Genomic DNA, 12,528 nt, shown 5'->3' on the forward strand with positions numbered 1-12,528 from the left:
AATGGAGCGGGACGATAAAGTGTCTGATCTCTGGAGATACCTGCATGCAAGTTTGGCAACAAGTTTACGATCCCATCGGGAATATCTGGCTGTCTAGTCTTATCGCTGCACTGCCCATTCTCTTTTTCTTCTATGCGTTGATAAAGCTCAAGCTAAAGGGGTATATCGCTGCCACCATCACCGTGGGCATTGCGTTATTAGTGGCTCTGTTCTTCTACAAAATGCCAGCCGATCGCGCATTTGCATCCGTCATATATGGTTTTTTCTATGGCCTCTGGCCCATCGCGTGGATCATCATTGCTGCCGTATTTGTGTATAAAATCTCGGTAAAAACGGGGCAGTTCGACATCATCCGCTCCTCAATACTCTCGATCACGCCTGACCAACGCCTACAAATGCTGATCGTCGGCTTTTGCTTTGGTGCCTTCCTAGAAGGCGCCGCTGGGTTTGGGGCTCCGGTCGCCATTACCGCCGCTTTACTCGTCGGTCTGGGGTTCAATCCCTTGTATGCCGCGGGTCTGTGTTTGATCGTGAACACGGCACCCGTTGCGTTCGGTGCCATGGGGATCCCGATTATCGTCGCGGGTCAGGTCACGGGGTTAGATAGCTTTGAGATTGGCCAGATGGTCGGCCGTCAGCTACCGTTCCTGACTATCATCGTACTGTTTTGGATCATGGCTATTATGGATGGCTGGCGCGGAATTAAAGAAACGTGGCCTGCCGTAGTCGTCGCCGGTGGATCATTCGCCGTAGCCCAGTATCTGAGTTCAAACTTTATTGGCCCTGAGCTGCCAGATATTATTTCATCGCTGGTGTCACTGGTTTGCTTAACGCTGTTTCTTCGCGTATGGCAGCCTAAACGCATCTTCCGCTTCAACGACGTGGGTGCCTCGATAACCGACCAAACGTTGGTGCGCCAGAATTATACCTTGCAACAGGTGATACGCGCGTGGATGCCGTTTATCTTCCTCACCGCCACGGTCACCATCTGGAGTATTCCGCCATTCAAAGCATTGTTTGCCAAAGGCGGCGCATTGCAGGATTGGGTCTTTAATTTCTCAGTCCCGTTCCTTGATAAATTGGTGGCCAAAATGCCTCCGGTGGTGGCGGAAAGCATGCCGTATGCAGCTGTCTATAAACTCGACTGGCTGTCGGCTACCGGCACGGCCATTATCGTGGCGGCGGTGATCTCCGTTATCTATCTACGCATGAAACCACGGGCGGCGGTTGAGACATTTTTCTCTACGATGAAAGAGCTGGCGCTACCGATTTACTCTATCGGTATGGTACTGGCCTTTGCCTTTATCTCTAACTATTCAGGCCTTTCGGCAACGCTCGCGCTGGCTCTGGCTCATACAGGCGATGCGTTTACCTTCTTCTCACCGTTCCTTGGCTGGCTAGGCGTATTTCTTACCGGCTCAGATACTTCATCAAATGCGCTGTTTGCAGCACTTCAGGCGACAACAGCGCAGCAAATCGGCGTCTCTGACGTTCTACTCGTTGCTGCCAATACCACCGGTGGCGTAACTGGCAAAATGATTTCACCACAGTCTATTGCGATTGCCTGCGCAGCCGTTGGACTGGTGGGTAAAGAGTCCGATCTGTTCCGTTTCACGGTTAAACACAGCCTGATATTCACCTGTATGGTTGGTGTTATCACCACCTTGCAGGCCTATCTGCTGACTTGGATGATTCCATGACACCACTGCATCAACCTCGCCTAGCTGACCATCTGGTCGAGCGCGTTAAGGCGATTATTCATGAACGAAAACTGGAGGCAGGCATGCGGTTGCCTGCCGAAAGACAGCTGGCAGCCGAGTTGGGTGTTTCCCGTTCGTCTTTGCGCGAAGCAATTCAAAAGCTGATTAGCGAACATGTGCTCATCAGCCGTCGCGGCGGCGGCACATACGTGCGCTTTGAGCTTCAGCCTTGGTCTGAACAACGTATTGTTGAGCCATTGAGAACGTTGGTGGCAGAAGATCCCAACTATCGTTACGACATTCTGGAAGCGCGTCATGCCATCGAAGCGAGCACCGCATGGCACGCAGCCATGCGCGCAACCGAAGCTGATAAAGAAAAACTTCAATACTGTTTTGATGCCACGCTCATGCTTAAAGAAAGCGATCACCCAGATTTGGCCGCACAGGCCGATGTTCGCTTTCATCTGGCTATTGCAGAGGCATCACACAACGTGGTGTTACTGCAAACCATGCGCGGATTCTTCGATTTGATGCAATCATCAGTGATGCACAGTCGCCAACGCATGTACACCGCCCCTACCATTTTTGCTCGTCTTACCGAGCAACACCGTGAACTCCTTCAGGCCATTTTGGCCGGCGATCCGGATCGAGCCAGTAAAGCGGCAAAAGCACATCTCGGTTTCGTTCACTCCACGATAAAAAATCTGCATGAAGATGAGGCCCGACAGGCTCGAATAACCCGCCTGCCAGATGAAGAAACAAATGCAATAAGGGAAGGAAATCCATGATTATTTCAGCTGCAACCGACTACCGCGCCGCGGCGCAACGCAAACTACCACCGTTTCTGTTTCACTATATCGACGGCGGAGCCTATGCCGAACATACATTGCGACGTAACGTGGAAGATCTCGCGCAGGTCGCGTTAAGGCAGCGCGTACTCAAGAATATGTCCGCACTTAGTCTCGAAACCCAGCTTTTTAATGAAAAACTGGCTATGCCGGTGGCGCTAGGCCCCGTTGGCTTGTGTGGTATGTATGCACGCCGTGGTGAGGTTCAGGCTGCGCGCGCCGCAGAACAGAAAGGTATTCCTTTCACGCTCTCGACCGTTTCAGTTTGCCCAATTGAAGAGGTCACGCCGGCGATTAAGCGTCCTATGTGGTTTCAACTCTATGTTCTCAAAGACCGTGGTTTTATGCGTAACGCTTTGGAACGCGCTAAAGCGGCAGGCTGCTCCACGCTGGTATTTACCGTAGATATGCCCACGCCAGGCGCGCGCTACCGCGATGCTCACTCAGGGATGAGCGGCCCTAATGCAGCCATGCGCCGCTACTTGCAGGCAATGACTCATCCCGCATGGGCATGGGACGTGGGCTTAAATGGTCGTCCACACGATCTCGGTAATATCTCCGCCTATCTAGGCAAACCGACTGGGCTTGAAGACTATATCGGCTGGCTTGCGTCTAATTTCGATCCTTCTATTTCGTGGAGCGATTTGGAATGGATACGTGATTTCTGGGAGGGGCCGATGATCATTAAAGGCATTCTTGATCCCGATGATGCGCGCGATGCTGTTCGCTTCGGCGCCGACGGGATCGTGGTGTCAAATCACGGTGGTCGTCAGCTAGACGGAGTGCTGTCTTCCGCTCGAGCACTCCCAGCCATTGCCGACGCAGTTAAAGGTGATATAAAAATTTTAGCCGATAGTGGGATCCGCAGCGGCTTAGACGTAGTACGTATGATTGCACTCGGTGCAGATTCAGTTCTGTTAGGACGTGCCTATCTCTATGCGCTAGCCACTGCTGGACAAGCCGGCGTTGAGAACCTATTGGGATTAATCGAAAAAGAGATGCGTGTAGCAATGACGCTGACCGGCGCGAAATCTATTGCAGAGATCAGTCGTGACTCGTTAGTTCAAGAAGGATTAGGCTGATTTAAACGGGTCTAGCGCATTCCCCCAGCCCTCTTCAAAGAGGGCTGGGGGATGACACAAAAACGTTAACCTTCAGATTTCACATCGACTTCGGTTAGCTCGGGGCGCACCGCTCGCGGATACTTCCACAACCAGCGGCCGCTGACCATACGCCAATAGAAACATGCGCCGCGCACCGCCCAGTCAAAGAACATACCAAGCCATACGCCAACAACGCCCATACCCAGTACAATGCCTAATATATAACCCGCTACCACGCGGCACCCCCACATGCCTAGCATTGAGATCCACATGGCAAAACGCACATCGCGCGCGCCTTTCAGCCCAGCAGGCAGCACCCACGATGCCGCCCAAATCGGCATGAATGCCGCATTCAGCCACAGCAGAATTTTCACGACTTCGATAACATCGGGTTCCCGCGTGTAAAAAGACGCGAATAAACCAGCAAAAGGCGCGGTTCCCCAAGCAATTAAAGTGAGAACAACGGTTGATAGCCAGAAGACATAACGCAACTGTCTTTCTGCTTGGCCAATTTGGCCTTTGCCTAAACGACGCCCGACAATAATCGTGGAAGCCGATCCCAACGCATTTCCGGGCAGGTTTATCAATGCCGCGACAGAGAAAGCAATAAAGTTACCGGCAATAACGTTCGTCCCCATGCCTGCTACAAACATTTGCGTCAGCAACTTACCCCCGGTGAATAACACCGACTCAATGCTGGCGGGAATGCCAATCCCCAGCACTTCCCACAGAATATTCAGCTTCAGAGGTCGAAAGTAACTTTTGATCGAAATACGCAGTGCAGGGTTAAAACCTTTCAACAGCACATAAATAATGCAGGCAGCGCCGATATAGCGGGAAATAGTCAACCCTAAGCCTGCGCCGATAAATCCAAGACCATGCCAGCCAAGCGCGCCATAAATCAGCACGCTACTGATCATGATATTCAGAATATTCATTCCGCCATTCACTAACAGAGGAATTTTTGTATTTCCGGCACCGCGCAACGCCCCGCTACCGATTAGCGCAATAGCAGCGGCAGGATAGCTCCATACCGTCGTTTGCAGATACGAAAGCGCCAAACCTTTAACTTCAGGTGTCGCATCACCTGCAATCACATCAATGATTTGCTCGCCCGCTAAGTGAATCCCTGCGGCCAGCACCAACGCCACCACGGTCATCAACACCAGTGACTGTCTGGCTGCTGCGCGAGCCCTGCGACGATCTCGCGTCCCCAAGCTAAAGGCAACAACCACGGTTGTTCCGAGGTCAACGGCGGCAAAGAACGAGATAATCACCATGTTGAAACTATCGGCGAGCCCCACCCCGGCCATCGCTTCTTTACCAATCCAACTCACCAAAAAAGTACTGAGAACGCCCATCAACAGCACGCAGGCATTTTCCATAAAGATAGGAACAGCCAGCGGCGTTATTTCTCGCCAAAACAGAACTCGGTAACTTTTTCGCTTGGCATACCAACGTGTTTTCGCCACACGCTGGCGCAGTACTGCATGTAAGTTCAAGATTAGCCTACAGAATTGGAGTGAAACCACGTTTCAAATAATGATTTATAGATACTTATTCTGCAAAGTATTTTTTGTATCATACTGTTGTTGCCATCACAGAATTTAACTCATTAATCACGTAACACGCCGGTTGAAAAAGGAAGTAAATAAGCTAACTCATTGTAATATAAGTATAGAGACGCTAAGCCTTCTGGCTATCATGAACGAGGTTTTATAACGGACATAGTCGTTAATACCTACTGGTATGCATTTTTATTATTAATACAAATCTGGCGAGTTTAGGGAGATTTGGCGGCTCAGAGAGATGAACCGCTTCTAAGCTGAGAGGTAATATGGAAATTCACAATGTCGGCATTCATCCAGCCAACTCATCATGCTGATGAGTTTTACGCCACAGGCTTGGCGGCTGTTTGAAGTGGCGCGTAAAAATTCGTGTAAAGGTTTGCTGCGACTCAAAGCCATATTTCAAACAAATATCCAAGACACGCTCATCTGAGTGCAGCAATTCCTCCGCAATGATTTCCAGTCGCCGAGAGCGGACATAACGAGCCAACGTTTCGCCACGATAGTGAACAAAAATACGTTGTAAATGCCACTTAGAATAACCCGCATGTTTTGCAATATCATCGATATGCAGCTGGCGATGAATGTTTTCGTCAATCCATACGATTAACGATTGAATCACCTGCTCTGGAATCGTCATTGGCATGTCCACTCCAAGCGTTAATTCCACCAGACATCAAATTGCTGTGTTTTCCCATCATCCCAAACCACTTCCCCCAGCTTTGGCGTTAATAGTCGGTATGGCTTATCTCGACTTGTCGACGCAAGCCGTATAAAGGGTTCGTTCCAACTATGTTTCGCCATCACGAAGCGTCCGGCATGGCTAGGCAGAACCGCCGCCGCGTTTAAATCAAGCGCAGCCTGCGCCGTCTCCTCTGGCAACATATGAATATATTGCCAGTCAGAGTCGTACTGACCATTTTCTAAGATGGCAACATCAATAGGGCCAAACCGATCACCAATCTTTTTAAAATGCGTTCCATACCCGCTATCACCACTGTAATAGAGTCTACGTTGCGACGACTGCAGCAAAAAACTGGCCCATAGCGTAGGATTACCTTCAAATCCCCTGCCGGAGAAATGGCGAGCCGGTAAAACATGTAGCGTCAGCGTTTCATCGAGGACCACTTGTTGATTCCAATCGGCTTCAACAATCTGTTCAGGTTCAAATCCCCACCGTAACAAATGAGCTCCGACACCCAGCGGAGTAATAATCTGGCCAATGCGTGATTGAAGAATCTGCATGGTCTCATAGTCGAGATGATCGTAGTGATCGTGTGAAATCAGCACATAATCCAATTTGGGCATACGCTGAGCCTGCCACGGATAGTCATCAATGAACGATTTATTCATAAAAGAAAATGGCGCAGCATGATCGCTGAGTACAGGGTCGATCAAGATCCGTTTGCCATCAAGCTGCAGGTACCACGAAGAGTGCCCCAACCAGACAATGACATCTTTATCAGTATCAATGGATGCCAGATCGGTATTCACATAGGGCAAGGCGTGATCTGGTTTGGCTAGACGGCTTTTTTTGAATAAAAAATCCCACATAACAGCCATACGCCCCTTCGATCCACTGACCATCGGCGTTGGAGTCTCGTTGTGAAATTTTCCGTCACGATATTGCGGCGATTTCGCAAATTCGTGGCGTTGCTCAGTATCTGGTGAACGACCCATACTAGGAACTAAGGCGGCAATCACGCCTCCGGCTGCAGCTAAAATCATAAGTACCACGCAGGTGATGAGTATTTTCATGAATAATGCTTCGCTTCTTGATGGCGAAGCTCTTAAGACTATAATGAGTAAGTAATCACTCATTATAAAAACAATAACCACGACGTCAACTGCATTTTGATAAGATTATGCCTATGAGAATGGGAAAGGATGACCAACAATAAAATGGTCCTAATCACATACAATGAGGGTATTCAGCATGGCTCGACCTTTGAGCGAAGAGAAAAAACAGGCGTTACTTACCGCAGCGACTCATGCTATTGCGCAGCTAGGGATTAGCGCGTCAACAGCGATCATCGCTAAAAAAGCAGAGGTGGCTGAGGGAACACTGTTTCGTTATTTTCCAACCAAAGATGCCCTGTTTAATGCGCTCTACTTACACCTAAAAAAATCGCTATGCTGCGCAATCATGAATGAGTTAGTGGTGGACAGCGATCCTAAACAACAGATGCAAAATATTTGGAATAGCTATATCAACTGGGGCGCGCAAAATTCAGACGCGAACCGGACGATCCGTCTACTGATTGTGAGCGATAAAATTAGCCAAGAGGTTCAGGATGAGGTCAATATTTTGTTTCCTGAGCTTTATGAAATATCGAGAAAAAGCATGTGTCATAAGTTTCAGAATGCAGGCTTTAGCTCTTTTGGCGATGCACTCTTTTTCTCGCTGGCAGAAACAACTATCGAGTTCTCCATCAAAGAGCCTAGTAAAGCGAAAACGTTCAAAGAGGTAGGTTTCCAGGCAATATGGCACGCACTGAACGCTGACGTTTAACTTTGCGCAGTTAAAATAGTGCTAAATCCCACCATAAGGACACACTAACAATGACACAGCAAAACGACTTCGGACTGACCGAAACACAAAAAGAAGAGATCGACGAGATTGCACTGCAAAGAGTTAGAGCAATGAATAGCGATGAATTTTTATGCCAACGTATTGATGAGAAGATTCATGCAATGGAAGAAAATATTAAAGCATATTTTAAATCCCGCCTATCATTTCATATGAAAAACGGCACAGATAAAAAATAAACGCTGTGTTTATTTAGGGGTGTTCCTCCAGTGTGTTCAGCTCAACATGCCAAACATGCTGGAGGATGTAAGTCTTTTTATTCACGCCTACGAGGCGACTAAATTTTCACTGCCTTCTGGATTGCGTCAGCTAAAGATTCGATATGACGTTCTGCGGCTTGAAGCTGATGGCTAACGCTATTTCCATCGTTGCTATCAGCCAACGTTACCTTGATTAATTCAAGCGCTGCATTAACAGCAATCACGCGTTGTTTCTGCTCACTGGAAGCGTTGTCTGGGAAATAATTCTCTAACATAAATCATCCTTATTTATTGTCTAATCAATGAGTGAGTCAACTCCAAACCACTTCACTATTGCGTAATTCAACGTTGAAAGCAAATCACCGGCATCTTCCAGAAAAATACATCGTTAGAGAATAGTTTATCGCGGTATTAATATAAAAATCAGCTATCTATAAACTCCTATTTAAAATAAGGATTGGTTAGCTAAATTTGGTGAGAACATAATTTTTAAAAACTAGTCTGCTGCTGTAATCCACATCCGTAGTCGCTGAATATCACCGCCGAACTAATGATAATGATTTTCATTTGAAAGCCACCATACCGCTATGGTAGTTTGCATGCATTACGTATTTTTGCGGGCTATAGACCACTGCCAGCCTGCATTCACACAACGCATAAGGCCTGCAACCATGCATCTAACCGGAGATCACTACTGATGTTGCGCTATTTATTGGGGATTATTGTCGCCCTATTTCCATTCATTTCTGCTGCTAACGCAGATACTGCATCCTCTCCCTATCAAATTCCCGATACACAAGTATTCACACTTCAATCGCCACAGAATGGTGACTACAAAATCATGGTTTATGCCCCAAAAACAAAGCCACCGGCGCAGGGCTGGCCGGTCATGTATATTTTGGATGGCGATACCTATTTTGCGCAGGCGGCTTCACTACTCGCCCAGCAAAGCTGCGCGCGCTGTGCGTTAGAACCAGGTGTTATTGTCGCTATTGGATATGACGGTAAAAGCCGTCGGGACCGTGATTATCGTCCGCATGTACAGAAAATCGCACAAGAGCACAATCCACAGGGAGGAACCTACCCTACCGGCGCAGCAGGGCAATCAGATCTATTTTTCGCCTTTATAGAAGATGAGTTGAAGCCGAATATCGCTCAGCGTTTTCCTATTGATAAGCAACGTCAGGGACTATTTGGTCACTCATATGGCGGTTTGTTTACTATTGATATGGCTACCAAGCACCCACAGTCCTTCACCAATTGGTTCGCATCAAGCCCTTCAGTTTGGTGGAATCAGCGTTATTTACAGCAACAGGCCGAGCAATTCCTCGTGAATAAACGGCCAATGGTAAGCCCATCAGGAATTATCCGTTTATCGGTCGGTGGTGACGAGCAAACTCTTCAACCATTTGAGCAGAAACTACCAGAAGAAAAACAGGCGATACTCAAACAACATAGAGCACAAAGAGCTATGGTTGACGGCGTGAAAACACTTAGCGATACACTCAAGAAAATAGATGGTTTCAGCGAGAAGGTTAGTTTCCAATGCTATCCTAATCAATCACATATCTCAGTCAGCAGTATGGCTCTAAGTGATGCTCTGAAAATACACTTCGCCCGATAAAAAAATGCGCCAAAGTAACGATACCTTGGCGCATAATTCATTGAGTTAGAAAGACGTATTTACACTTACGTAAAACGTTCTTCCCGGCTCATTATACGTCTGAGCACCCGCACCATACATATAGGAATTAGTGACTGCATTCCCTGTTGTCTGCGCATTCCCTGCTCTGAACTGGCGTTTATCGAATATATTTTCAATACCCCCGGTTAGGCTGAGATTTTTATTAACCGTATAGGTGCTGCTCAAACCAAAGACGGCGTATGGGCTAACTTCATTATTTTCAGACCCCGTCACTTTTTCGCCTTTGTAATTATATTTTTTCGGCTTCTGACGGCCATACCATGTCATGGTCGTTTCCATTGACCAATCCTCACGAGCCTGCCAACGTAATGATGAGTTAAGCGTATATTCAGGAATAATTGAGAGGTAATCACCTGTCTTCTTGTTTTCGCTTTTGAACATATAGGTCATATTGTTATTCCATGTCACATTTTGACTCACTGGAATATTTAATGAACCTTCAAGTCCTTCAACAACGGCTTTAGGAACGTTTTCCCAACGATAAATATCTGCTGCACCGGTTGAGGATTTTCCAATCGGTGAGTATCCCGCCTCAATTTTATTACGATAATCATTACGGAAGTAAGTGACACCCGCTAGATAGTCGCCGTTATGAAACTCGATACCGATTTCTTTATTTATGCTGTTCTCAGCTTTTAAATCATCGTTCCCCTGCAAATAGCAGGCTCCCGCGCTGGCATAGCAGCCTTGTCCTCGGCTATAAAGTAAGTAGTTCGGATTCGTTTGATAGAGGCTTGGTGCTTTATAAGCACGCGCAATCCCCATCTTCATCGTGAAATAATCGCCAAGTTCCTGAGATAAATTCAGCGATGGGCTCCAGTTATTCCCCACAATACTATGGTAGTCGAAACGCAACCCTGGAGTGAGCATAGTGCTGTCGGTTAGCTCAATATTGTCTTCAGCAAATAAAGACGTTATTTGCGCAGAAGTGTAGGGAGAACGATTGGTATCAGCAATGCCAGGAACAGAACCACCAGCCGTTGTCTGAGTGAAAGATGAAGGATCTTTCATCTTTTGTTCGTTCCATTCAGCACCCACAGTCGCCGTTTGGCTAACGCCTAAATTGAATGGAATACTGACATCGCTATGTAGCAACAAACTATCCAATTGAGTCGTGGAAAAGCCTCGGTTGCTGGAATCGAAAATCCCTTCAGTTCCCCCCGCTAAGCCTTCGTTCATACGGGAGTTACGCGTTCTTTCATATTGGACATAGTTGATCGCCGATACACCGTTATCCCACAGTCCACGATGAGTTAGCGCATAAGTTTGACGATACATGCGGTTAGTTTCTTTACCGTACATATCTTTAACCAGCTTGCTCGTATTCGTATTTTGGGTATCCCCCGCATAGAGATTTCCTTGGCGACTATAGCCAGTTTCAAACTCTAGTGACTGCCCATCCATAACATCCCAGTGCAGCATTGCATTGATGTCTTTATCAATATCTCCTTCACGCCCTGCTGGGATCGTATCGCTATAGCTTCCTGTACGTTCAGATTCATGCCCTTGGTTTAGATATTTTCCATCGGCTTGTGTTTTGCTGTAGCCACCAAATAAGCGGAAGCTGAAGTTATCAGTTAAAGGCCCTGCTAAGCTAAAATCGGTGCGTTTAGTGGCCCCTTCCTCTTTGTGTTGTGGGAAGTTCATGTAGCCGTTCAATGTGCCGTGCAGCGTTTCCATTTGGCGCTTTGTTATGATATTGACCACACCGCCCGCAGCGCCATTACCGTAACGTGCGGCCGCAGGGCCACGAATGACTTCGATACGCTCAATCATTTCAGGCGGAACCCAGCCAGTATCACCTCGCGTATCGCGCTCGCCGCGCCAGCCCAATCTAACCGAATTGCGGCTGGATACAGGCAAACCATCAACCAGAATTAGCGTGTTTTCAGGCCCCATTCCACGAATATCGATCTGACGGTTATTGCCCCGCTGTCCACTGGTTGAGTTACCGGTCAGGTTTACACCTGGCATGGTGCGAATAAGTTCCGAAATATCGCGTGCAGGTGGGCGTTCTTTAATGGCCTCGGCATTGATAACCGAAACGCCAAGCGCTTGTAAAGTCTGCTGCTTGGCCGTGACTAAAATGGTGTCGCCATCAGCATCTTTTTCAATTGAAGCATCATCTACCGCGGATGCTGCACCGCTGATCCCGACCAACGTCGCCAAGCACAGGCGAGTCCACTGAAATTTTTCCATTTCTTTTCCCATAAGCATACTCGCCTGCTTTCAAATCCGGCGGCAAAGCAAAGCGACAAGATAAAAATGCCTTCGCTAACGAAAATCGCTGCATTGGCTGTTTTTTTATGACTGTTAACAAGTCGGCATTTTTATATAGCCTCACGCAAACAAATGCAAATGATAGTTAGTATCATTTGCATTTGTTTGACGGAAATCAACACACCGGTTTGCACTACAAACCGTATGGATATAAGGCCAGCATTAACGGCTGATTTTTAACGTAAGAGGGCTGATTTACTGGAGAAAATCATCTCGAATGATGATTCCTATCTAGAGCTGTGACACTTAAAGGTAGAGCGCTGACTTTAATACGAAAAACGGAGTTATATATTTTCTGGTTCCATTTTAAATTTCATCATAAAAAACAATTTAAACAAACAACAAAGTTTTTAATATTCTTATATTATTACTATAATTAAAAATAACATTACCTCTTACTGTAAACATTATTTCCACTTCCGGTTGTAATATTGCCAAAAGATAAAAACAATAAAATAAAATCAATATATTTCAATGTAATACACTTTGGTACAAAGGTTGCTTATTAGATTAGGGGAAATACATAAACTAATG

11 protein-coding genes are annotated in these 12,528 nt (G+C 47.0%); 6 read left to right on the forward strand and 5 right to left on the reverse strand.

Going from position 1 to position 12,528, the window contains the following annotated elements; all coding sequences use genetic code 11:
- Positions 1–44 precede the first annotated feature (44 nt).
- Genes lldP through lldD form a run of 3 tightly spaced genes read left to right on the forward strand, consistent with a single transcriptional unit; the run spans position 45 to position 3,630 of the window.
- Positions 45–1,700, forward strand: coding sequence for an L-lactate permease (gene lldP / locus HMPREF3091_RS13360; protein ID WP_070716362.1), 1,656 nt, complete (start codon positions 45–47; stop codon positions 1,698–1,700).
- Positions 1,697–2,488, forward strand: a complete 792-nt coding sequence (gene lldR / locus HMPREF3091_RS13365; protein ID WP_004096353.1) for a transcriptional regulator LldR — start codon at positions 1,697–1,699, stop codon at positions 2,486–2,488. The genes lldP and lldR overlap by 4 nt, the downstream gene beginning before the upstream one ends.
- A complete protein-coding gene (gene lldD, locus HMPREF3091_RS13370) occupies positions 2,485–3,630 on the forward strand; it encodes an FMN-dependent L-lactate dehydrogenase LldD (RefSeq protein WP_070716363.1) in 1,146 nt (381 codons plus the stop codon). The genes lldR and lldD overlap by 4 nt, the downstream gene beginning before the upstream one ends.
- 65 nt (positions 3,631–3,695) lie before the next feature.
- Here lldD and HMPREF3091_RS13375 read toward each other — a convergent pair whose 3' ends face one another.
- The 3 genes from HMPREF3091_RS13375 to HMPREF3091_RS13385 all read right to left on the reverse strand — a co-directional run bounded on the left by HMPREF3091_RS13375 (position 3,696) and on the right by HMPREF3091_RS13385 (position 6,977).
- Positions 3,696–5,183, reverse strand: a complete 1,488-nt coding sequence (locus HMPREF3091_RS13375) for an EmmdR/YeeO family multidrug/toxin efflux MATE transporter (protein WP_167510577.1) — start codon at positions 5,181–5,183, stop codon at positions 3,696–3,698.
- Positions 5,184–5,511: 328 nt separating this feature from the next.
- Positions 5,512–5,859, reverse strand: coding sequence for a helix-turn-helix domain-containing protein (locus tag HMPREF3091_RS13380; RefSeq protein ID WP_035504245.1), 348 nt, complete (start codon positions 5,857–5,859; stop codon positions 5,512–5,514).
- 20 nt (positions 5,860–5,879) lie between these two features.
- Entirely contained in the window at positions 5,880–6,977 is a 1,098-nt protein-coding gene (locus HMPREF3091_RS13385; RefSeq protein ID WP_070716365.1) for an MBL fold metallo-hydrolase, read from the reverse strand.
- 178 nt (positions 6,978–7,155) lie between these two features.
- Here HMPREF3091_RS13385 and HMPREF3091_RS13390 point away from each other — a divergent pair, with 178 nt between their 5' ends.
- Positions 7,156–7,731, forward strand: a complete 576-nt coding sequence (locus HMPREF3091_RS13390; RefSeq protein ID WP_070716367.1) for a TetR/AcrR family transcriptional regulator — start codon at positions 7,156–7,158, stop codon at positions 7,729–7,731.
- A gap of 50 nt (positions 7,732–7,781) precedes the next feature.
- Positions 7,782–7,988 carry a hypothetical protein gene (locus HMPREF3091_RS13395; RefSeq protein WP_004096345.1) on the forward strand — a complete coding sequence of 69 codons (207 nt, stop codon included), beginning with the start codon at positions 7,782–7,784 and terminating at the stop codon, positions 7,986–7,988.
- A gap of 98 nt (positions 7,989–8,086) precedes the next feature.
- Here HMPREF3091_RS13395 and HMPREF3091_RS13400 read toward each other — a convergent pair whose 3' ends face one another.
- Positions 8,087–8,284, reverse strand: coding sequence for a hypothetical protein (locus HMPREF3091_RS13400; RefSeq protein ID WP_004096344.1), 198 nt, complete (start codon positions 8,282–8,284; stop codon positions 8,087–8,089).
- A 422-nt stretch (positions 8,285–8,706) separates the two neighbouring features.
- On the opposite strand from HMPREF3091_RS13400, the gene HMPREF3091_RS13405 reads away from it, so the two are divergent.
- Positions 8,707–9,633 carry an alpha/beta hydrolase gene (locus HMPREF3091_RS13405; RefSeq protein ID WP_070716369.1) on the forward strand — a complete coding sequence of 309 codons (927 nt, stop codon included), beginning with the start codon at positions 8,707–8,709 and terminating at the stop codon, positions 9,631–9,633.
- A 45-nt stretch (positions 9,634–9,678) separates the two neighbouring features.
- Here the strand turns inward: HMPREF3091_RS13405 and HMPREF3091_RS13410 are convergent, their stop codons facing one another.
- Positions 9,679–11,931: a TonB-dependent siderophore receptor gene (locus HMPREF3091_RS13410; RefSeq protein WP_371328688.1), complete on the reverse strand. Its 2,253-nt coding sequence runs from the start codon at positions 11,929–11,931 to the stop codon at positions 9,679–9,681.
- Positions 11,932–12,528 lie beyond the last annotated feature (597 nt).

Source organism: Hafnia sp. HMSC23F03 (assembly GCF_001816025.1).
Lineage (GTDB): Bacteria > Pseudomonadota > Gammaproteobacteria > Enterobacterales > Enterobacteriaceae > Hafnia > Hafnia paralvei.